This is a genomic window from Alistipes sp. AF48-12 (genome assembly GCF_003477565.1).
Taxonomy (GTDB): domain Bacteria; phylum Bacteroidota; class Bacteroidia; order Bacteroidales; family Rikenellaceae; genus Alistipes_A; species Alistipes_A hominis.
The window spans coordinates 1-21391 of the sequence record NZ_QUDJ01000029.1 but is presented as its reverse complement, the minus strand read 5'-3'; the positions used below and the strand labels follow the sequence as shown (position 1 = coordinate 21391).

19 protein-coding genes, 1 tRNA gene, 1 rRNA gene and 3 pseudogenes are annotated in these 21391 nt (G+C 51.3%); 7 read left to right on the top strand and 17 right to left on the bottom strand.

Annotation, left to right across the window (positions count from 1 at the left end; all coding sequences use genetic code 11):
* From DW082_RS13420 to DW082_RS15225, 3 genes are all read right to left on the bottom strand, one after another.
* A 16S ribosomal RNA gene (locus DW082_RS13420) occupies positions 1-95 on the bottom strand; the annotation flags it as partial.
* 825 nt (positions 96-920) lie between these two features.
* Positions 921-2297: a hypothetical protein gene (locus tag DW082_RS13410; protein ID WP_259335640.1), complete on the bottom strand. Its 1377-nt coding sequence runs from the start codon at positions 2295-2297 to the stop codon at positions 921-923.
* On the bottom strand, positions 2288-2659 hold the full coding sequence (locus DW082_RS15225) for a hypothetical protein (protein WP_259335639.1): 372 nt from the start codon (positions 2657-2659) through the stop codon (positions 2288-2290). The genes DW082_RS13410 and DW082_RS15225 overlap by 10 nt, the downstream gene beginning before the upstream one ends.
* Before the next feature lie 327 nt (positions 2660-2986).
* Here DW082_RS15225 and DW082_RS14365 point away from each other — a divergent pair, with 327 nt between their 5' ends.
* The 3 genes from DW082_RS14365 to DW082_RS13400 all read left to right on the top strand — a co-directional run bounded on the left by DW082_RS14365 (position 2987) and on the right by DW082_RS13400 (position 5160).
* On the top strand, positions 2987-3274 hold the full coding sequence (locus tag DW082_RS14365; RefSeq protein ID WP_147387058.1) for a hypothetical protein: 288 nt from the start codon (positions 2987-2989) through the stop codon (positions 3272-3274).
* Between the two features lie 61 nt (positions 3275-3335).
* On the top strand, positions 3336-4526 hold the full coding sequence (locus DW082_RS13405) for a 6-bladed beta-propeller (protein ID WP_118459026.1): 1191 nt from the start codon (positions 3336-3338) through the stop codon (positions 4524-4526).
* Positions 4527-4545: 19 nt separating this feature from the next.
* Positions 4546-5160, top strand: coding sequence for a hypothetical protein (locus tag DW082_RS13400; protein WP_147387056.1), 615 nt, complete (start codon positions 4546-4548; stop codon positions 5158-5160).
* A 123-nt stretch (positions 5161-5283) separates the two neighbouring features.
* On the opposite strand, the gene leuB is transcribed toward DW082_RS13400, so the two are convergent.
* From leuB to DW082_RS15560, 9 genes and pseudogenes are all read right to left on the bottom strand, one after another.
* On the bottom strand, positions 5284-6345 hold the full coding sequence (leuB, locus tag DW082_RS13395) for a 3-isopropylmalate dehydrogenase (RefSeq protein ID WP_118459032.1): 1062 nt from the start codon (positions 6343-6345) through the stop codon (positions 5284-5286).
* A 74-nt stretch (positions 6346-6419) separates the two neighbouring features.
* A complete protein-coding gene (locus DW082_RS13390) occupies positions 6420-6791 on the bottom strand; it encodes a hypothetical protein (protein WP_101572385.1) in 372 nt (123 codons plus the stop codon).
* A 5-nt stretch (positions 6792-6796) separates the two neighbouring features.
* Positions 6797-7870, bottom strand: a complete 1074-nt coding sequence (locus DW082_RS13385; RefSeq protein WP_101572383.1) for a zinc-dependent metalloproteinase lipoprotein — start codon at positions 7868-7870, stop codon at positions 6797-6799.
* A gap of 104 nt (positions 7871-7974) precedes the next feature.
* Complete coding sequence (gene argB, locus DW082_RS13380) at positions 7975-8757, bottom strand: acetylglutamate kinase (protein ID WP_055206397.1); 783 nt, start codon at positions 8755-8757, stop codon at positions 7975-7977.
* A 10-nt stretch (positions 8758-8767) separates the two neighbouring features.
* Positions 8768-9898: an aspartate aminotransferase family protein gene (locus DW082_RS13375; protein WP_101572381.1), complete on the bottom strand. Its 1131-nt coding sequence runs from the start codon at positions 9896-9898 to the stop codon at positions 8768-8770.
* 81 nt (positions 9899-9979) lie between these two features.
* Positions 9980-10957: an N-acetyl-gamma-glutamyl-phosphate reductase gene (argC, locus tag DW082_RS13370; protein ID WP_118459023.1), complete on the bottom strand. Its 978-nt coding sequence runs from the start codon at positions 10955-10957 to the stop codon at positions 9980-9982.
* Between the two features lie 25 nt (positions 10958-10982).
* Positions 10983-11310 (bottom strand): annotated as a pseudogene (locus DW082_RS13365) (DMT family transporter).
* A gap of 2 nt (positions 11311-11312) precedes the next feature.
* Entirely contained in the window at positions 11313-12506 is a 1194-nt protein-coding gene (locus tag DW082_RS13360; protein ID WP_055206390.1) for an argininosuccinate synthase, read from the bottom strand.
* Positions 12507-12568: 62 nt separating this feature from the next.
* A pseudogene (locus DW082_RS15560) lies at positions 12569-13170 on the bottom strand (GNAT family N-acetyltransferase).
* 397 nt (positions 13171-13567) lie between these two features.
* On the opposite strand from DW082_RS15560, the gene DW082_RS13350 reads away from it, so the two are divergent.
* On the top strand, positions 13568-14503 hold the full coding sequence (locus DW082_RS13350; RefSeq protein ID WP_118459021.1) for a fimbrillin family protein: 936 nt from the start codon (positions 13568-13570) through the stop codon (positions 14501-14503).
* Between the two features lie 613 nt (positions 14504-15116).
* Here the strand turns inward: DW082_RS13350 and rbr are convergent.
* Positions 15117-15698 (bottom strand): rubrerythrin, encoded by a 582-nt coding sequence (gene rbr / locus DW082_RS13345; protein WP_118459019.1) that lies wholly within the window; start codon positions 15696-15698, stop codon positions 15117-15119.
* Between the two features lie 118 nt (positions 15699-15816).
* Here rbr and DW082_RS13340 point away from each other — a divergent pair, with 118 nt between their 5' ends.
* On the top strand, positions 15817-16401 hold the full coding sequence (locus DW082_RS13340) for a superoxide dismutase (protein ID WP_101572371.1): 585 nt from the start codon (positions 15817-15819) through the stop codon (positions 16399-16401).
* A 141-nt stretch (positions 16402-16542) separates the two neighbouring features.
* On the opposite strand, the gene DW082_RS13335 is transcribed toward DW082_RS13340, so the two are convergent.
* A complete protein-coding gene (locus DW082_RS13335; RefSeq protein WP_259335638.1) occupies positions 16543-17808 on the bottom strand; it encodes a mechanosensitive ion channel family protein in 1266 nt (421 codons plus the stop codon).
* A 42-nt stretch (positions 17809-17850) separates the two neighbouring features.
* A complete protein-coding gene (gene ychF, locus DW082_RS13330) occupies positions 17851-18948 on the bottom strand; it encodes a redox-regulated ATPase YchF (protein ID WP_055206376.1) in 1098 nt (365 codons plus the stop codon).
* Between the two features lie 205 nt (positions 18949-19153).
* On the opposite strand from ychF, the gene DW082_RS13325 reads away from it, so the two are divergent.
* Positions 19154-19780 carry a glycosyltransferase family 32 protein gene (locus tag DW082_RS13325; RefSeq protein ID WP_101572369.1) on the top strand — a complete coding sequence of 209 codons (627 nt, stop codon included), beginning with the start codon at positions 19154-19156 and terminating at the stop codon, positions 19778-19780.
* Between the two features lie 134 nt (positions 19781-19914).
* Positions 19915-19986: transfer RNA gene (locus tag DW082_RS13320), tRNA-Arg, on the top strand.
* Positions 19987-20411: 425 nt separating this feature from the next.
* On the opposite strand, the pseudogene DW082_RS13315 reads toward DW082_RS13320, so the two are convergent.
* Both DW082_RS13315 and DW082_RS14735 read right to left on the bottom strand, forming a co-directional pair.
* Positions 20412-21143: pseudogene (locus DW082_RS13315) on the bottom strand (phage Gp37/Gp68 family protein).
* 4 nt (positions 21144-21147) lie between these two features.
* Positions 21148-21391 (bottom strand): hypothetical protein (locus DW082_RS14735; RefSeq protein WP_220452663.1); only part of this gene is annotated, 244 nt, incomplete at its 5' end.

The following is a 21391-nucleotide window of genomic DNA, read 5'->3' as shown; positions in this document are numbered from 1 at the left end:
AGAAGTAGCAGCTACTTCTTCCGCTGCCCCTCGACTTGCATGTGTTAGGCCTGCCGCTAGCGTTTATCCTGAGCCAGGATCAAACTCTCCATTGTAAAAAATTTAAATCTTAGCTCTACTCAAAGGTATGTTGAAAATTATTACCGTCTTTATCAGACTGGTAAGAATAAACTTTAGCTGCTTAAATACTTCAAAGAACTTATTCTTTTCTTACAAAATTTCGTCGTTTCAACGCCCTGTAAAATTCTTATCGAACTTTCGGGGCCACAAAGGTAAAGAGTATTTTTCAAATCTCCAAACTTTCGCTGAGAAACTTTCGAAATATTTTTAAAGAACCTTGTTGTTAAACTTCCGTTTCAATCGTCTAACGGGGCGCAAAGATATGTGTTCGTTTCGAAACTACCAAATCTTTTTTTGAAAATTTTCAAACCTTTTCAGAACGCTTTGCCAGACTTGTCTTTCGTTTAGCGGGTGCAAATATAGAGACTTTTAAAGTTTCTTTCCAAATATTTCGGAAACATTTTTTCACTATTTTCCCGACCAAACGTACAAACCGTTATATACAAACGCATTAACGACACCACGAAAGTTCGCTTTTATACGAGGATCCGTCGCACGCAACCCGCCGAATACGACATTTCGTCGGAAACGGCCGCAGAAATCGGCTGCCGTTTTTTCCGGGAATTCGAATCGCTACCGCAAATCCGTACCGCGCGAACCGTAGGATTTCGCCACTTACACCGTCCGGTTCTGCCAGCCGCGTCGAAAAAACGTCCGGAAATTTCCCGAAAAAACATCCGTTTTTCGGTATCTGTCGACCGAAAGCGTCCGAAAACCGTCGTTCCGGACGGTAAAAAATCCGGCGCCGGCCGTCGGTGCGACCGCATTAGTCGGAAATCCGGCAACGGATTTCCGATCCGCTACCGGGAAAGCCGGGCCCAATCGGACGAAAAATAGGCCGCCTGGAGTTTTTCGAGCATCGCCGAATCGTTTTCCCGCATAAATAAATTTTCGAGATCTTTATAAATATAGAATTGCAGCCAGTAACCGTCGCGGTATTGCTCGCGCAGCGAGGAAGGCTGCTGCAGTTTGGCATACCAAAGGGTATTCAATCCGAAACGTTCGGCCGCCTTGCGGGCAGCGACCGCATTCGCCCACATCTTGCCGGACACCTTTTTATATAGACGGGTGAAATCGCCGTATTTGAAATCCGAAACGTCGATCAGTTCGCACCTGTCGTCCACGCCCAGGGCTTTCAGTTCGATCTTCGTCTCAAAAACCCGATCTCCGTCCAGATCGTATTCGATGCAGTCGAGAAAGCCGTTATCGTCGGTATCGGTATATTTAACCGTTGCGAAACTTTTAGGAGCCTTGTTCTGCCACGACCGGTCGTATCCCTGGAAATAACGGGCCGTTTGGTCGATGCGCCAGCACCCCCACTCCGCGCCGTACAGGTGGATACGCCCGTCGAAACGGCCGACATACAACCGTCCTCCGCCGGAATTGTCCAGATCCCACTCCCCGCGGTCGCCGGCCCAATCGGATTGGGGATGATTGTCCACGCCGCCTTTACCCGAACCCATTTTGAACGGATCCATCGGATAATAGAACTCGACCCGTTCCCAACGGGCGCAATCGTCGTCCTCGTCGAACACCAGGTAGGCCTGCTTCCACTCTCCCCGGCGATAGATCAGATTCCAGGCGTTCTTATGGTCGGCATAAATCAGTTCGGTCAGCTCGCGGAAACGCGGGTCGATGAAAAAGCGGTCGGCCTCGGGCAACCCGCGCATGTTCCGCAACGCGTGCACCTGATCCGTATAATCGAACCCGCCGCCCATAAAGCCGAGCGTACAGTCGAAATCGAAATCGTTGCCCGGCGCATTGTCGTTGTCCAGATCGACGGCGATCGATACCCAATCGGCCCGGCCGGCAACCTGCTGCTTCTCGAATCCGTCGGCCTGAGCCGCCGGATCGGGCTGCGGCGTATCGACAATCCGGATCGCCATCTCCGACAGTCCGTCGCGGTCGGGATCGTAGAACAGGAACGGATTCTCCCAGTTCAGCCGCAGGTCTTTCATCTGATCGGTCGACGTATGTATCTTGATAAAGGCCGACTGCCCGCTGTAATCGGTATAAAAATCCGAGATGCCGTACTTCTCCCAGCATTCGAGCAACATCGTGTTCCAGTTGATATAGTTGAACACCCCGTCGCGGTCGGTATCCAGCACGATCATGTAGTGCCCGTTCGGCCATCCCCGCGCGACGCCCTCTTTCGGATACTCGGCGATCAACTGCAAGTCGGCCCGGCCGTCGCGTCCAGGTCGGCATACTTGACGACCAAGTCGTAAACGCCGTCCTTGTCGCGGTCGATCAGCAAGCAGTCGTTGTCGAGATCGCCTTCGAGGTCGCCTTCCCGCATATCGCCGTCGTCATCGAGCCACAGCACGGGAATATCGTCCCGCGTGACGCTGCGGATCGCATCCGGCTTCCCGTCCCCGTTCAGATCGAGGTACTCCGGCACAAAACCCGTCGGAGGAGGGGGCAGTCGGAAAGAACCGATCTGCAACTGTCGGTTCCAATAGTCGGATGAACCGCCGCGCGCATGCACCGTACCTACGGCACATGCCAGCAAACCGCAAAGGATGATCTCTTTTCTCATGGGGTAGACAAGGTTTTAGGTTATCGATTCTGAAGCAAAATAATCGGACAGCATGCCAACTCGACATTCGCTTCAATGCAACCGTTTGCACAAAAATAGCATATTTTCCGGACAATAAAGAATCTATATTTATCACATAAACAGCCTAAAGTTACTGTTTCATAGAAAATCATGCTCTCCACAAATCAAAAAAAGAACAAAAAAAAAAAAAAAAAAAACTAATCAAGAGTTTTTTATATTTTACAAATAATATAAATTCGAAAATATTTTCAATAAACCTTAAAACATTGTATTTTTACGAAAACGATCGTATTTAAAAGTTTTTCTATGCTGGTTCTCTTTTGTGCTGGAGCTTCTATTTATCTTACCGACAAAAGCACATCAATCAAATCGATCACCATGGGCAGTATAGAAGCTTTAGCCCGAAGCGAATCAGAAGGCTCGAAAGGAGTATCCGTCCCTTACACTGCCGATTGCCCTGTGTATGAAGTTCTCTATGATTCGCAGGGCAATCCGTATTTCGCCGCTACCGGAGAGTTTACCAAAGGGCATGGTAATACATGCACGGCAGGCAGTGGTTCCTGTACTCCCGAACCGGCATGTCTTCAACTTTAATCGAGTGACAAATTTCCGGACCGTCTTTTAAGACGGTCCGGAATAAATAATAAAATTATTTATGAAAATTCCCCTGTATTTATTCACCCTATTTTTTTTCTGGTGCTGCGTATCAAAAAACGATCGCCAGGCAATGACCGACATTTCCGGAATGAGAGAAGTCGTTTTCGATGATAAAAATACCATAAACATAGACAGCGTTATTGCCAACTATCGGTTCGTTCGATTAGATTCTACCGACAATTTTCCAATCGGGGAGCTCTGGCAAACACTTATTACGGACGATCACATAATTCTGGTGGATAAACTTCATTCGAAATCTGTTTTCATTTTCGATAAAACAGGAAAAAACAAAGCGATCATTCACCGCCAAGGTAGAGGTCCGCAAGAATACATATCTTTATTCCACGTAACGCTAACCCCTGACCGACAAAAAATCGCGATCGTCGACGATTTAGGGAAAAAAGTAGTTTTTTTCGACCTGGCTGGAAATTTCATAGAAAGCAAAAAGATTTCGACAACGTTTTTGACGCTCGAATATGCCTCGGCAGACAAAGCGGTCGGTGCAACATACAGAGAGAATCCGGCAGAAGCCGTATCGCCCGGTTCCAAGCATACCGACAATCTAATTTTATTTATGGATCGTAATTTTAATCCCGAAAGCAGCGCTATTCAGAACCGCTATCTCGCCATTTCGTCCACGAAACCCACTTTGAAAAAATTCGGAAACGACATTCAGATCAATCCTTATTTTTGCGATACGATCTACCAGGCGACTCCCGACGGGCAGTTAACGGGAAAATATCACCTGAATATGACATCCATCAATGGCGCCTGCAATTTACCGCCCGACATCACCCAGGAAAGCCTGGAAAAGATGTATAAAACGAATTCTTTCTTTTACGGAGATTATGCGGACGGAAAAGATTTCGCTTTATTCAATATCTCCACGCCTCCGCGTGAAATCATAGCGCCTTACCTGTATTCAAAAACGACCGGCAAAACCTACCGGTTAACTCTGCCTCCACGTAACAACGAAGATTTCTTTACAAAAATTTTCCTTAACGGCTCTTGCGCTTGTTACGAAAATCTTTTTATGGCTGTCATCCCTGCCTACAGAATTATCCTCGGTTCTTCTCCCGCCTGGAAAGAACGACATCCCGAAGTGATGGACGGCTTAACCGAAAACAGCAACCCCGTATTGGTATTTTATGAGCTCCGAGAGCCCGGAAACAATAAGAACAACTACTAACCTGAAAATCGTATTCGCGTTGAGAAAAAATGGAGTTTTAATTCTTCTTTTAATCGTATTGCTTATTACAGATCTCATTTTGATGCGCCGTACAATTATCTCGCACAAAGAAATCCGCATCAAAGATTCTGTCATTCATTCCATAGTATCCGACAATTTCGCTTTGGAATATATAGAAAGCAACTTGTTTTATACTTTCGAATATGACGGAATGAAAATTCAGGATATTCCGATAAAAGATACTGCAGACCGCACGGTTTCTTTGCAAAAAGTCGTATGCGAAAAACCGGCGCTTATTTTCCGCTATCAGCAACGCGATTGCTCCGAATGCATCGCATTCGGTCTTTCCCAATTAGCCGAGTTTGCAGAATCGGCTTCAATTCAAACTATTATATTCGCCGGATACAGTGAAACATATCCATTTAAACAGAGAACGAAAACCATACAGACCAAAAATATAGCGCTATATAACATCGAAAAAATTCTGCCGGTGGATAAACAACAGATCCCTTATTGTTTTATACTCCATCCAGATCTACATATAAGCGAGCTATTTATTCCTGACAAATCTTTTCCGGAAGTGATGAAACGCTATATGCAAATACTGAAAGCGAAGTACTCCTTTATCCAATAAACCATTCGTAGATTTTAAAATCGAAATCTTTTCTTCGTCTCCCCGAATTTCCGAATACAAACCAACAAGGTGCACTTAAAAAAAAGTGCACCTTGTTATATGTAGACAACACCGAACAGCAACCTAAACGGCGGTGGCTACGAAATCGCCCACCTCGGTCGTCGAAGCGGCCTTGCCTCCGGCGCTGACGAGGTCTTCTGTGACGACGCCCGCCTCGATCGCCTTGTTGACGGCGTCGCGGATCGCTTTGCCTTCTTTTTCGAGTCCCACGTGTTCCAGCATCATCGCTGCGGACAAGATCGTCGCCATCGGGTTGGCAATGTTTTTACCGGCCGCCTGCGGGTAGCTGCCGTGAATCGGTTCGAACAGGGCCACTTTCGCTCCGACCGAAGCGGACGGAAGCATACCGAGCGAACCGCTGATTACGCTCGACTCGTCGGTCAGGATATCGCCGAACAGGTTCTCGGTCACGATCACGTCGAAGTGCGTCGGGCGCTGGATGATCTGCATCGCGGCGTTGTCGACGAACATGAATTCGACGGTAACGTCCGGATACTGCGGAGCCATCTCTTTGGCAATCTGACGCCACAGGCGCGACGTGGCGATCACGTTGGCTTTGTCCACGACGGTCAGCTGTTTGCGGCGCTTGCGGGCCAGGCCGAACGCCAGGTGCAGGATGCGTTCCACCTCTTCGCGGGTATAAACACAGGTATCGTAGGCCGTGTTGCCATCCTCGCTACGGCCCTGCGGACGACCGAAATACATACCGCCGGTCAGTTCGCGCACGCACAGAAAATCGGCGCCTTTGACGATCTCGGTTTTCAGCGGGGAACGATCGGCCAGCGAATCGAACACGGCCAACGGACGCAGGTTGGCATACAAGCCGAGCGACTTGCGCATCCGGAGCAGCCCCTGTTCCGGACGCACCTTGGCCGACGGATTGTTATCGTACTTCGGATCGCCGATCGCCCCGAACAGCACCACATCGGCTCCCTGGCAAACGGCGTGCGTTTCGGCCGGATACGGATCGCCGGTCGCGTCGATCGCGCAAGCGCCTACGAGCGCCTTCTGGTAGTTGAACGTGTGTTTGTACTTTGCGGCAACGCTGTTCAAAACCTTTACCGCTTCGCCCACGATTTCCGGGCCGATGCCGTCCCCGGGCAAAAGAGCAATTTTCAATTCCATCATTTATTCAATTTACAAATCAGTAATCCATTCATTTCGCGCACCGTTCCGCCGACTCCGGACTTTCCTGCCCCCTACGGCAAATAAGGCGTATAGCGCCACGTTTTCCGGCGGCCGTCCTTCAGCACGACCGTCACCCGGTCGCCCGGACGAAACGGACGCCCGGCGGCCTCTTCGATCCGAACCGTTTTCCGGCCGCGGGACGACTGCTCGGCAGAGACATACCGCAGGCTGTCGGCCGCATCGGAGATCCGGTACCGGAACATGCGCAGACTGTCCTTCCCGAACTCCAGATCGAAACGGACGCGTCCGTCGGCATCCGTCAGCACGAAAGTCCCTTTCGCCGGAAATCCGCCCGGCAGGGCCGGCTGCGGATGCCGCCTCCCCAGGCCGCAGACGCTCCCGGCCAACATAATCCCGACGATGAATCCAGCGAACGTTTTCATAACTTCTACTCCATCAGAATCGGTTTCGGTTCCAGAGCCGGATCGGCGAGCGGCCGGTCGGCGACCGATTTGGTCGAAGTCCGCGGAATCAGCGGACTGTGATTCAACACGAAGTCGATCCGGTCGCGCTGATCGGCCGTCACGGATGTCCGGTCGCCCAGATAATAGTCCATCACGTTGGTCGAACGGAAACGGACGCCGCTGCAGGAAGTCCGGTATTCCAGCTGTTTCCACTCCTCTTCGGTCGTTTCGGGCTTATTCAATTCGTTAAACAGCACCATATACTCGGGACGACTGTACTTCGGCGTATCGCTGCAATAGTCGTCTCCGTAATCGTCCACGTCGGCGCACAGATCACCCTGTCCGTCGGCAAAAGCATGGAAAAGACCGAGATAATGCCCCATCTCATGCCACAGCGTGAAAGCGCCCTCTTCCTCACTGAAGAAGCTATTATTCAGCGTCATGCCATGCATGTAAGTAGGCAGATAGTCCTGATAAACATCCTTTTCATCGAGTACCAACCCGTCCAGCGGATAACGGGAAGCGGCGAACGGCAAATGCGTGATTCCGGTCACCGTAGCGCCCGCATCGGCTTCTTCCTGCGAAGATTTGAAGCCGAACACCCATATATTGACGTATTGGTTCGGATCCCAGAATATTCCGGCATTGGCCGATCCCTCCGGATGTTTCGAATCCATAAAAGCCACCGGATCCATCGACCCTGCGCCGGCGTACGATACCCGGTGTATCCCCGGCTCCGCCATTTTGTTCCCCTGCGGATCGGTCGCGGCAAGCTTGAACGACACGTCGACGGCGACGCTCGCGCCTCCGCCGAAAAGCGTAGCCGCATAAAACGCATTCAACCGGTTGATATGCCGCACGAAAACCGACTGCGCCGGATTCTGCTGCGCGTCGGTCGCATCCTCGTACAGCACATGGAACACGACCGGCAGCGGCCGTCCTTCGTACCCCGAAGAGCCTCCCGATGAACCTCCCGACCCACCGCTTTCCGTCTTGTCCGTACAAGCCGTAAGGCACGACACGAATAACCAGATTCCGAATAAAATACTTTTTTTCATCCTTGCGATATTTTCTGTTTATGCCGTGCCACCGGCACGCGCGGTTTCAGGTATTCCCTGCACGGTGCATCGGACGACATCCGCCTACCGGCATTTCCGCCGAATCAATCCGCTTTCAACGTCGTACCGCCGTATCCTTTTTCGGCGACAGCGTCGGCGCTGCAAATCGCCACGCTCCGCACCCCGTGTTCAATCGCGTCGAACGCATTCTCGAGTTTCGGCAGCATACCGTCCGCCACGATCCCGTCCGCACGAAGCTGCGCAAACCGCGCCGGCGTAATCTCCGGGATCACGCTGCGGTCGTCGTCGACATCCATCAGCACGCCCCGTTTCTCGAAACAATAGACCAATTCGGTCTCGAACGTCCCGGACAGCCCGACGGCCATCGTACGGGCCACCGTATCGGCGTTCGTATTGAGCAGGCTGCCGTCGGCGCCGTCCACCGTAATCGGCGCGACGACCAACGTATAACCGGCGTCGATCAGCGTTTTCGCAGTCGCCGTCCCGAAACGCTCCAACTCCGGATCGCCGACGAAACCGTAATCGACCGGCTTCGGATTGCGTCGCCGGGATACGATCAACCCGCCGTCGGCGCCGCACAAACCGACCGCATTGCAACCGGCTGTTCGTAATTTAGCTACAATCGTTTTGTTGATAAGCCCGGCGTAAACCATCGTCACCACTTTCAGCGTCTCGGCATCCGTCACCCGGCGACCGCCGATCATCTGCGTCTCGATCCCGAGCGCCTTGCCGATCGTCGTGGCGATCTTGCCGCCGCCGTGCACCAGCACTTTCGGCCCTTCGAGCGACGCGAAATCCTGCAAAAAACGATCCAGCTTCTCGGAGTTATCGACAACGTTTCCGCCTATTTTGACAACTTTTAACATCTTTTGCACATTAGACTGTTAATAACTTGCGCAGTGCGGCGAGCAATGCATCGACATGCTCTTTTTTGACATTCAGCGCCGGCAGCAGGCGGAACACGTTCTTGTTTCCGGACGAACCGACGAAAATCTTCTCGTCGAACAACAGCTTTTTACGCAACGGGGCGGAATCTTCGAACAGTTCGATTCCGATCATCAGGCCTCGCCCGCGAACCTCTTTCACGCCGGGCAGCTTTTTCAGCTCGGCCGTCAGGTATTCGCCGATTTCGCGGGCGTTGTCGATCAGTCGATCCCCGGCCATTACGTCGGCGACGGCAATCGCAGCGGCGCATCCCAGGTGGTTGCCGCCGAATGTCGTACCGAGCATACCCAACTTCGGCGCAATGTGCGGCGCAATCGCAATGGCCCCGATCGGAAACCCGTTGCCGAGCCCCTTGGCCATCGTATAAATATCGGCATGGACGTCTGCCCAATCCGATGCATAGTACTGCCCGGTACGTCCGCAGCCGCACTGCACCTCGTCGGCGATGTAAACCGCATTGTAGCGGTCGCACAACGAACGGATTTTGCGCAGGAACTCGCGGCTCGCGATACGGATGCCGCCAACGCCCTGAATCGCCTCGACGATCACGGACGATATTTCGTTATTTTTAAACGCTTCCTCCAAAGCGGCCTCGTCGTTCAACGGAACGAAGATCACGTTGTCGGTACGGTTGACCGGAGCGACGATATTCGGATTGTCGGTAGCAGCCACCGCAAGCGACGTACGGCCGTGAAAGGCGCCTTTCATCGCGATCACCTTGCTTTTTCCGTTATGGAACGACGCCAGTTTCAAGGCGTTTTCGTTCGCCTCGGCTCCCGAATTGCACAGGAAAAGCTGGTAATCCCGCTTGCCGGAAAGTTCGCCCAACTTATCAGCCAACTCGCGCTGCTGGTCGATAATTACCGAATTCGAATAGAATCCGATATGCTTCAACTGGTTTACGACCGTATCCACATAGTGCGGATGCGTGTGCCCGATCGAAATTACGGCATGTCCGCCGTACATATCCAGATAACGGGTTCCTTTATCGTCCCAGACGTACGAGCCCTCGGCGCGTACGATATCGATATCCCACAGGGGGTACACTTTGAACAAATCCATATTTTCCGATTTTTTGAGTAAAACAATTTTTCCGAAACGCCCCGGCGAGTCCGCAACCTCTGCACCGTCCGTAAAATTTCGTTAAAACGCGACCGGTTTCAAGCGCAACCCCGCACGCTCGTCCAGACCGAACATCAGGTTCAGGTTCTGCACGGCCTGGCCGGAGGCTCCTTTCAATAAGTTGTCGATCGCACTCATAACCAACAACTTGTCGCCGTGTTTCTCGAGCGACAACACACACTTGGCCGTATTGACCACTTGCTTGAGATAGATGTTCCGGTCGCTTACGAACGTCAGCGCGGCATCCGCATAGAAATCGCCGTAGACCTTCTGCACCTCTTCGAGCGACAGCGGACAGTCTACATAAATCGACGCGATGATCCCGCGCGCGAAATCGCCCCGATACGGAATGAAATTGATCGCATGAGAGAACGACGGCATCAGCGCACGGACGCTCTCGCCGATTTCGTTCAGGTGCTGGTGTTCAAACGCCTTATAGACCGACAGGTTGTTGACCCGCTGGCTGAAATGCGAAGTCGGGGCCAGTTTCTGCCCGGCGCCGGTCGAACCGGTGACGGCCGTTACCTGCACGTCGCCCGTCAGCAGCCCGGCCGCAGCCAACGGCAGTATGCCCAGTTGCAGGCAGGTCGCAAAACACCCCGGATTGGCGATGTTGCGCGCCGCGCGGATCTTTTCGCGGTTCAGTTCCGGCAGGCCGTACACGAACTGCCTGTTCCCGATCGAAGCAGTCGCCTGCAGCCGAAAATCCTGGCTCAGGTCGATGATCCGCACCGAATCGGGAATCGGCGTGGCTTCTAAAAATTTGCGGGCATCGCCGTGGCCGACGCACAGCATCAGCGCATCGACGTCGGTACGCAACTGGTCCGTAAAACGCATATCGGTTTCGCCCAACAGGTCGATATGCACGTCGCTCAGACGGTTGCCGCCGTTGCTGTTGCTGTGTACGAACGCCAGCTCGACATCCGGGTGATTTAAAAGAATACGGATAGCCTCGCCACCCGTATATCCTGCACCTCCTATAATACCTACTCTTACCATAAGAATCCGGTTCAGAAATTACACGTTAATGTACTACGCTTTTCGAGCAAACGTTGATTACGATTACCCCCGCAACGATGAGTCCCATCCCGATCAGCCGGCAGATCGAGCTTCTGGCCGAACAGTACGACGGCCGCCAGCGAGACCAACACGATCCCCACGCCGCTCCATATCGCATAGGCAATCCCTACGGGCATCTCCCGCAACGTGAGGCTCAGCAGGTAGAACGCTACGCCATACCCCACAACCGTAAGCACCGACGGCCACAACCTGCTGAACGACTCCGAAGATTTCAGCGCGCTCGTCGCAACGACCTCCGAAACGATCGCCAGCAACAGGTAGACCCACTTCATCGCTATTTCAGTTTTTCGTTTACCTTATAATAAATTTTATTCTGGTTGCCGAAGATTTTACCGAAACCCTTGACATCTTCGCTCGTCCAATCGTTCATCGTCTCGCCGTAAGCGCCGAACTTGTTGCTCATCAGGTCGTGATCGCTCTTGATGCCGACCAATACGAAACGGTACGGGTGCAATTCGACGTAAACGTCGCCGCTGACCGTGCGCTGCGTGCTTTCGAGAAACGCTTCGAAATCGCGCATCACCGGATCGTAATACTGTCCCTCGTGCAGGTAGTTGCCGTAAAAGGCCGAGATCTGGTCTTTCCAGTACAACTGCCATTTGGTCAGCGTATGCTTTTCGAGCATGTGGTGCGCCTTGATAATCACCATCGGGGCGGCGGCTTCGAAACCGACGCGGCCTTTGATCCCGATGATCGTATCGCCGATGTGCATGTCGCGGCCGATCGCATACCGCGAAGCGATCGCCTGCAACGCCTGGATCGCGGCGATGCGGTCGTCGAAACGCTTGCCGTCGAGAGCTACAAACTCGCCCTTTTCGAACGTCAGCGTCACGCGGCGCGGCTGCGTTTCTTTCAACTGCGACGGGTAAGCCTCTTCGGGCAGCGTTTCGCTCGACGTAAGGGTCTCCTTGCCGCCGACCGACGTTCCCCAGATACCCTGGTTGATCGAATATTCGGCCTTCTTGAAATCGAAGTTAACCCCGTGTCCGCGCAGGTAGGCGATCTCCTCCTCGCGGCTCAGACGCTTCTCGCGGATCAGCGCGATCACCTCGATCTCCGGAGCGATGATGTTGAACACCATGTCGAAGCGCACCTGGTCGTTACCGGCCCCGGTGCTGCCGTGGCAAAGGTAGTCGGCGCCGATTTCGCGGGCGTATTTGGCAATGGCCGTCGCCTGCGAGATCCGCTCGGAGCTGACCGAAATCGGATAAGTTCCGTTTTTCAGCACATTTCCGAAGATCATGTACTTGATCGCATGCTGGTAATAATCCTGCGTCACGTCGAGCGCCACGTAGCTCTTTACGCCGAGATCGTAAGCTCGCTTTTCAATCGAGGCAAGTTCCTCGGCCGAAAATCCGCCGGTGTTCGCCAAGGCGGCGTGCACTTCCAATCCCATCTCTTTCGAAAGGTAAATCGCACAGTACGAGGTATCCAATCCTCCGCTGAAAGCCAATACTACTTTTTTCATCGCTGTCTTATCGCTTTATTTCAATAAATTCGTATACCCCGGGGCCGGAGGCCCCGCTTTCGCTATTTTTTTTCTTCGTCCTTATGTTCGAGCAGTTCCTGGTCGATCGGAATCTTCACCGTATCGTGCTTCGGATCGAACAGCATCGCCGTGCACAGGCAGTTCTTACGTCCCTTGCTCTGCAGGATCGAATAGTTCACGCAACTCTCGCATCCTTTCCAGAACTGGTCGTCGTCGGTCAGCTCGGAATAAATGACAGGGCGGTAACCCAACTCGGAATTGATCTTCATCACGGCCATGCCGGTGGTCAACCCGAAAAGCTTCGCTCCCGGAAACATCTTCAGCGAGAGGAAAAACGTCTTGGTCTTGATCGCCTTGGCCAACCCCAGCTTTCGGAACTTCGGTTGATAATCAATCCCGAATTGGCCACATAGTCGCCGTGTCCCCACGATTCGATGTAGCTGAAACCGGCCCATGTCCCGTCTTTATGGAATGCGATCACCGCTTTCCCCTGACGCATTTTGTTCGAAACGTATTCGGCCGTACGTTTGGCGATACCCGTTCCGCGGGCTTTGGCGGATTCGGCCATCTCGTCACAGATAGTCTGTGCAAACTGAGTGTGTTCCTCAGTGGCTACCAACACATTAAAATCATCAATTGTCATTTCTACCAGCAAAAAAATTTAAACGCCAGAAAACGACGGATCTTCCGCCGCGTTGATTATACAAATACAATTTGCAAAAGTATTAAAAAAAGATCAGATAAGTATGAAAAATGCCGCTAAATTATTTTTTAAAATTTCCCCGAATACCATGAACCCCACCTACCCGGGAACCGGTCGCGATCCCCGATAGGAGGATTACGCTTCATTTATATAATATACTATTGTCAAAAATACAATAATAAATAAAATCCATCCCGGATACCGGAAATAAAAATACAATATTTTATTAAAAAATTACCGCTATTACACTGTTTTATTGCGAAACATTGCATACATTTGTTGCGCAATTCGAACACACTGGCAAACCAACACTCATTAATCGACTTAAAAAAATATTATGAAAAAAATGTTATTCATTTCGGCACTGGCTGCAACGGCTTTGCTGAGCTGCTCGAAATCATCCGACGATTCCGATAACAGAAAAGGAAATCTTTCCGACGATCCGATTCCGGTCCGATTCAGCCAAAGTATCGAGGCGGTCGTCAACCAAACTCCCGAAGCGGACAGCAAAGCAGTTGTCGACAACAAGTTCAACAACGAAGATTTTGTAGCGTATGCCGTAGAACACACCGGAACGCTTACCTGGAAGGCCGCTAACTTCATGGACGGGATCACGCTGAGCGCCGACGGAAGCGGAGCCATAACGTACAAAACCGCTTCGGAAATGAAATACTATTCGAATGCGGCCGATGCGCAGTACCAGTTCTACGCGATCCATCCCTCGACGCTTACGATCGCCCCGGCAGAAGCAGGCAAAGCCCCTGTCGTCACCGTTCCGGCGGGAACGGACCTGCTGGTCGCTTCCGCAGCGTCAACCAAAAGCCAAAACGCGGTTGAACTTCCGTTCGTGCACAAAATGGCCCAGCTCGTTATCAAAATCGAAACGGAACGTGTTCCGAATCCCGAACTGAAAATCAATTCCGTCACGGTTTCGGTACAGACCGAAGGCACGCTTTCGCTCGGCGGGGAAGTACAGCCGGACGGTTCGGCCGCCGAAAAGGATTTCGTGACTTCGCCGCTGACCATAAACACGGCTACTACCACTGCGGTCGGAAATCCGCTTATTCTCCCGGCACAGAACATTTCAACGGTCAACATAAAGATCGGCGACCAAGTCTCAGCAACGGCCGTTTCAATTTCGCCCGCAGTAACGCTCGAAGCAGGGAAAACCTCTACCATTACACTGAAGATCAAAGATCAGGATATCTCTTTTAGCCACTCCATCACCGATTGGATCGATGGAAACAATGGATCGGGAAATGTTCCCATGTAAACAGCGATAAGCCGTTCTCACGGATCGAACCAAGCAACCGAAAAAACAGCGGAAACAGATATCTGTTTCCGCTGTTTTTTTCCTAATATTTGTTATAAACCGACGGTAAAACGATATGAGCCGCAAACCAGCTAAAAAAAATTTCTGAAACGCATGGGCTTGCTAATCGGCCTAAGCGCGGCGGCGGCATGTGCCGGGCGACGTTCAACGGATCGTTCCTGGACACGAAAACCCATGCGCTGTTCCATACTCCAACAAAGAAAACGAACCGTCGATCACGCTGCTGTACGACAAAGAGCGACAAGAATCCTACCCGATCGACCTGCTCAAAAGCAAAAATCCGTTTGCCTTTCAATTAATTATGACGGTACAGCGGCGGGATCGACCTGGGACGACCGGGCGATCGTCGACCTTCAATCGCACCTGTTCTATTACGGCGACACTCCGGTCAACCGGAACATAATCCCGGAGAAAATGATGGAAGGCTACTCCGAAGACAGCAATCCCGTGCTGATGCTCGTTACGCTCAAAAGTCCCGAACAGAAATACTCGTTGCCGCAAACGAAACCGGGAGCCTCCGAAGGGACTCCCGGTTCGCCTATTACCGAAACTGTTAATATTTGTCGCAGCGAATTTCGAAAAACGCCTGCGGATGCAGGCAGACGGGACACTTTTTCGGAGCCTCCTTGCCAACATGGATATGGCCGCACTCCAGACAGCGCCATACGATCTCCTCCTCCTTATGGAAAATCTGGTCGGCCTCGAGGGTTTCGTACAAGCCGCGGAAACGTTCTTCGTGGGTTTTCTCGATCTCGGCGATCTGGTAGAAGCGCATCGCGATCTCACGAAATCCTTCGGCCTCGGCCACCTTGCCGAAACCGGGATACAGATCCATCCACTCGTCATACTCGCCCTGGCGCGCCTCTTCGAGGTTTTGCAGCGTCGTGCCGATGATCCCGGCCGGATACGATGCCGTGATCTCGACCATGCCTCCTTTCAGGAACTCGAAATAAATCTTGGAATGCCTCAATTCGTTATGTACGGTCTCTTCGAAAAAGTCGGCGATTTTTTCATAACCGTCCTTGCGGGCCTGTTTCGCATACATGCGGTAACGGTTGGCGGCCTGCGACTCCCCGGCGAACGCCTTCAGCAGGTTCTGTTCGGTCAGACTGCCGATCAAATCTCTTTTTTCCATAATTCGGTCAATTAATAATTATTAAACGGGTGTTTGCTATATGGTATTAAATTTGTTATTACCTTTGGTACAATCAATTTATACAATCACAATGTCAATCATCAATACTTTATTACTTATGGTACATGTACTGCCCCAGCTCCCCTACGCGGCGGATGCGCTTGCTCCGAAGATGAGCAAAGAAACCATCGAATATCATTACGGAAAACATCATCAGGCTTATGTCAACAACCTGAACAACCTGATCCCGGGCACTCCGTACGAGAACATGCCGCTCGAGGAGATCATCGTCAAAGCCGAAAGCGGCCCGATCTACAACAACGCCGCACAAGTGTGGAACCATACGTTCTTCTTCTTCACACTCTCACCTACTCCAAAATCGATGCCAAGCGGCAAACTGGCCGAAGCGATCAATCGTGATTTCGGTTCTTTTGATGCTTTTAAAGAGCAATTTACGAAAGCGGCGGCCGGGCTGTTCGGCTCGGGATGGACATGGCTGGCGGCCGACGACAACGGCAAACTGTCGATCGTGTCGGAATCGAACGCAGGCAATCCGCTGCGCAAGGGGCTGCATCCGCTGCTGACCGTCGACGTGTGGGAACACGCCTACTACATCGATTACCGCAACGTGCGGCCCGATTATCTGAAAAATTTCTGGGAACTGGTCGACTGGAACACCGTCGAAAAACGATACGAAAAATAAATCCGCCCCGTGCGGGACATTCGCCGAAAAGGCCGGATGCAATGTCGCATCCGGCCTTTTTGTTCGATCTGCCTCCGGGCGTTTCGCCCGACGCGGCAAGCGGCTGCACTTTCCCGGAAATACGCCCCGGCAACCCCGCCGCTAAATTTCTCCTTTCAGATCCCGCACATCGCTGCCTGCGGGGTTCTGAAATACCCGCAAGCCGAATTCCGGGATAACCGCCAGCACATGGTCGAACACATCGGCCTGTACTTTTTCGTAAACCGTCCACTCGGTCACTTTCGAAAAGAAATAGAGTTCGACGGGCAACCCCTTCTCGGTCGGCTGCAACTGGCGCACCATCAGCATCATCTCCTGGTTGATTCCGGCAAGGCTGCGCAGGTAGCGTTCCAGATAAGCGCGGAACACGCCCAGATTCGTCTGGTGCAGACCGTTGACCGGTTCCGGATCGTTCTCCACCCCGGCTTGCTCGTTGCTCTCGGCGATCAGGCGTTCCGTTTCGTCGATGTAATCCTTCAACAACCGGATTTTCCGAAAGCGGTCGAGCATCTCCGGCGTACAGAAACGAACGCTGTTCATGTCGATATTGACCGACCGCATCACGCGCCGTCCGCCCGAATCCTGCATCGGGCGCCAGTTCTGGAACGAGTCGCTGATCAGCAGGTACGGCGGCACGGTGACGATCGTATTGTCCCAGTTACGCACTTTCACCGTATTCAGCGTCACTTCGGTCACCCGGCCGTTGACGCCGTATTTCGACATCGAGATCCAGTCGCCCACATGCAGCATATCGTTTGCGGTCAACTGGATACCGGACACGAGTCCCATAATGCTGTCCTTGAAGACCAACATCAAGATCGCTGCCGAAGCGCCCAGCCCGGCCAGCAGCCGCGCCGGCGACTTGTCGATCAGGATCGATATAATGAGTATGATGCAAACGAAAAAGGCGATCACCTGTCCGGTCTGCATCAGTCCTTTCAGCGGTTTCCCCTGCAATTCCTCCTTCTGGTCGGCCACATCGTGCAGCGCTTTGAGAAAAGCGTTGACAAACCGCAACACCACGGCGATCACGTAGATCAGCAGCAGTTTCAGCACGAACGCCACCATGCCGGATTCCGGCGGAAAGGCCAGCGGCAACAGGAAATAGATCAACACCGGCGGCACGATGTGACACAGCCGCCGCAGCACCCAGTCTTCGAACAGGATATCGTCCCAGGTCGCCTTGGTGCGCGCGACGATCCGCTTGACCACCCGCAGCAACAACTGCCTGCAAACGAAGTCCGACACGAAAGCGATCGCCACGATAAAACCCAGCACCACCCAGCGGTCCCATACATCGGCCGTCTCCACGGAAAAACCCAGTTCCCGCAGCACCCCGTACATCCATTCGTCTACAACCGGCTCCATAACAGTCTGTTTATAAATTCGTTCCGCAACAACGCCGTCCGCCTACACGTTGAACAGGAAATGCATGATATCGCCGTCCTGTACGACGTACTCCTTGCCTTCGATGGCGATCTTACCCGCCTCGCGGCACGCTTTTTCAGAACCGAGACGCACGTAATCGTCGTATTTGATCACCTCGGCGCGGATAAAGCCACGTTCGAAATCGGTGTGAATGATCCCGGCGGCCTGCGGCGCCTTCGTTCCTTTCGCATACGTCCAGGCGCGGGTTTCGTCCGGGCCGGTCGTAAAATAGGTTTCGAGATTCAACAGACTGTACGCCGCCCGGATCAACCGGTTGACGCCCGATTCTTTCAGTCCGACCTCCTCGAGAAACATCTGTCGCTCCTCGTAAGTATCCAATTCGGCGATATCGGCCTCGGTAGCGGCCGCTACGATCAGCAGTTCGGCATTCTCTTCGCGGATCGCGCCGCGTACCGCCTCTACATGAGCATTCCCGCCAACCGCGCTTTTTTCGTCCACGTTGCAGACATAGAGCACCGGCTTATCGGTCAGCAGATGCAAATCGTAGACCAGCTTGCGGTCTTCCTTGTCCAGTTCGACGGTGCGGGCGCTTTTGCCCTGCTCCAGCGCCGACTTGTAACGCGACAGGATGTCGAACAGCCGTTTGGCGCTCTTATCCCCGGTCGCAGCCTGCTTCTGCACTTTGGCAATGCGGCTCTCGACCGTTTCGAGGTCTTTCAGTTGCAGCTCGGCGTCGATGATCTCCTTGTCGCGGACGGGATCGACGCTGCCGTCTACGTGCGTGATGTTGTCATCGTCGAAACAGCGCAGCACATGAATGATAGCGTCCGTCTCGCGGATATTGGCCAGAAACTTATTGCCGAGACCCTCGCCCCGCGAAGCCCCTTTGACCAGCCCCGCGATATCGACGATCTCGATGGTCGTAGGGATCGTCTTTTTCGGATTGTCGATCTTTACCAGGTTCACGATCCGCTCGTCGGGCACCGTAATCACGCCCACGTTAGGCTCGATCGTGCAAAAAGGAAAATTCGCCGATTGCGCTTTCGCATTCGACAGGCAGTTGAACAGGGTCGATTTGCCGACGTTCGGCAGCCCCACGATTCCGCATTGTAAAGCCATCTATATTGTTTTTAATAATTTCGACAGAGTGACAAAGGTACAAAAATATGCAATTCGCCGCCCCACCTTCTCCGAAGAATTATCCCCGCGACGACATCCCCGGGACGGCAATCCGGCGGATTCCGCGCCGGAGCGCCGCGATATTCCGGAAAAATCATTACTTTTTAGACAAAAAGAACTACTTTTGCACCATACCTGACAAATTATGATACCGAAAATTATCCATTACTGCTGGTTCGGACGCGGTCCGATGCCGGAAGACAACCTGAAGTGCATCGAATCGTGGAAAAAATTCCTGCCCGACTACAAGCTGATGCTCTGGAACGAAGACAACTACGACGTAAACTCGATCAAGTTCACGCGGCAGGCCTACCAAAAAAAGAAATATGCGTTCGTCATTGACCCGGTCCGGCTGCAGTTATTGCGGGAGCACGGCGGCATCTGGCTGGATACCGATATCGAAATCATCAAAAACCTCGATCCGCTGCTGGAACTGCCCGCCTTCATGAGTTTCGAATCCGACACGCTGCTGCACACCGGGATCGTCGGCAGCGAGAAAGGAGCCGCATGGACCGACGAGTACTGGAAATACATGAACAGGAAACCGTTCATCCGCTGGAACGGCCGGTTGAACAAAACCCCGAGCACGGTCATAATCTCGCGCATTCTGAAAAAGCGGGGCGTAAAACTGGACAACACGTTCCAGATTTACGACGACTCCCTGCACATCTTCCCGAAAGACTACTTCTGCCCGAAAGATTACAAAACCGGAAAAATCACGATAACGGACAACACGTACTGCATCCACCACTTCGCCGGTTCGTGGAAGTAATCCGGCCGGGAGGCAGAAACGGCGGTACGGAAACGGCCGCCGGAACGGGATTCTGCAAATTTTAACACTTAATCGGCGTCAAGATTTGTATTAAATCCGAAAATGTTGCATCTTTGTGCTGCAATTCGAAGACCGCCCCTGTAGTTCAATGGATAGAATGGCAGATTCCGGTTCTGGTGATATGGGTTCGATTCCCGTCGGGGGTACTAAAAACAGGTGTTAATCAATTGATTAACACCTGTTTTTGTTTTCACAGGGTGTAAAAAAGGTGTAAAAAATGACGGAATAACAATAGTGATATAATGCTTGTTTTTATTTGTATATTCTTTGAACGAGCTAGTTATCTATATTATTGATTTGGTTTCGTGGTGTAAAACTGTTAATCAGGGGATAAAAGGTTTAAGTTCTTGTTGAGAAGCCATAAAATCAAGAGGTTACGATTTTTATCGTAACCTCTTTTCTTTTTGGTGCACACAATTTGCACACAACTTGCCACATACCCCCTATTAGTGAAAAAGAAAATATTATAAGAAATATCATCCATCCCCCCTTACAGATGCCTGCAAGGGGGGGCAATTTCATTTTGTCATACATTTGTCATACAGATATGTAGTATTCTAAAGAGTAATTGTCATTTTACAGTTGGCATATTCTGCACAACAATCCCTTGCAGTAGTTTTCCATTTGCTTTTTTATTGCTTTTAATGCCTTCAGGACTCCATGTGCCCCATTGTTTAAAGAAAAAAGGAATATGCAATTTATCAGCTTGTTTTTTGATATTTAACACCCATTCTTCTTTCATAGGACGAGCCTGCGTTCCGCTTTCCCCACCAACAATAATCCAATTAATACCCGTTAAATCTAGTTCTCCTAAATCTTCTAATAAAGGTTCGAATGAAATAAATCTTATCGGAGCCTTTAGATTTCGAATGTAATCTATGCGTAATTTTGTTCTTTTAGCTTCTATCGTTACACCCAACCAAGCATTGTGCGGAATGTTCCGACTGGAAAAGTATTCCGCCATTCGCTCAGCACGTTTTGTCAATATTTGATAATTATGCTGAGGTGTGCTCCGTATGATTCCAAAAACTTATCGATAAAATCAAAAGGATACATCTTTGTGAAAAAGATCACTCATTGAGCAGACAAAAATAGTAGATGGTTTTTTCCATCGTAATGGTTCATACAGATCTTCTGGATGAACTGTGGACTGAAATCCATTCTTATATTTAGAGTTCCCAATAGCATATAATCTACGGGACATCGTTTCTGCATAACAATGTTCACATCCTTCAGATATTTTCGTACAGCCTGTCACTGGATTCCATGTTCTTTCTGTCCATTCAATTTTTGTTGTTCTCATCTGATTAAAATAAACTTCTTTGTCCGTCGAATTTTATGGCTTGTGCTTTATCCCAAAATTCTATTGCTTTTGTGTGTCCTGCAGCAAATAGTATATCGTAATAGTGTTCAATAGGAGTTACTCTAAAATGAACATACCCAATTTTTCTCATAGATTCTTGGTATGTCTCTCTAAAATTATTTCTTAACTGGGTGTATTTTTTTTGTGTATATAGATTAATGTTTCCAATTGAGAAAAAAAAGATGAAT

Coding starts and splice junctions, on each gene's coding strand:
- DW082_RS15225 (WP_259335639.1), bottom strand. CDS start 2,659: ATGAGAAAAGAGATCATCCTTTGCGGTTTGCTGGCATGTGCCGTAGGT.
- DW082_RS14365 (WP_147387058.1), top strand. CDS start 2,987: ATGCTGGTTCTCTTTTGTGCTGGAGCTTCTATTTATCTTACCGACAAA.
- DW082_RS13405 (WP_118459026.1), top strand. CDS start 3,336: ATGAAAATTCCCCTGTATTTATTCACCCTATTTTTTTTCTGGTGCTGC.
- leuB (WP_118459032.1), bottom strand. CDS start 6,345: ATGGAATTGAAAATTGCTCTTTTGCCCGGGGACGGCATCGGCCCGGAA.
- DW082_RS13390 (WP_101572385.1), bottom strand. CDS start 6,791: ATGAAAACGTTCGCTGGATTCATCGTCGGGATTATGTTGGCCGGGAGC.
- DW082_RS13385 (WP_101572383.1), bottom strand. CDS start 7,870: ATGAAAAAAAGTATTTTATTCGGAATCTGGTTATTCGTGTCGTGCCTT.
- argB (WP_055206397.1), bottom strand. CDS start 8,757: ATGTTAAAAGTTGTCAAAATAGGCGGAAACGTTGTCGATAACTCCGAG.
- DW082_RS13375 (WP_101572381.1), bottom strand. CDS start 9,898: ATGGATTTGTTCAAAGTGTACCCCCTGTGGGATATCGATATCGTACGC.
- argC (WP_118459023.1), bottom strand. CDS start 10,957: ATGGTAAGAGTAGGTATTATAGGAGGTGCAGGATATACGGGTGGCGAG.
- DW082_RS13360 (WP_055206390.1), bottom strand. CDS start 12,506: ATGAAAAAAGTAGTATTGGCTTTCAGCGGAGGATTGGATACCTCGTAC.
- DW082_RS13350 (WP_118459021.1), top strand. CDS start 13,568: ATGAAAAAAATGTTATTCATTTCGGCACTGGCTGCAACGGCTTTGCTG.
- rbr (WP_118459019.1), bottom strand. CDS start 15,698: ATGGAAAAAAGAGATTTGATCGGCAGTCTGACCGAACAGAACCTGCTG.
- DW082_RS13340 (WP_101572371.1), top strand. CDS start 15,817: ATGGTACATGTACTGCCCCAGCTCCCCTACGCGGCGGATGCGCTTGCT.
- DW082_RS13335 (WP_259335638.1), bottom strand. CDS start 17,808: ATGGAGCCGGTTGTAGACGAATGGATGTACGGGGTGCTGCGGGAACTG.
- ychF (WP_055206376.1), bottom strand. CDS start 18,948: ATGGCTTTACAATGCGGAATCGTGGGGCTGCCGAACGTCGGCAAATCG.
- DW082_RS13325 (WP_101572369.1), top strand. CDS start 19,154: ATGATACCGAAAATTATCCATTACTGCTGGTTCGGACGCGGTCCGATG.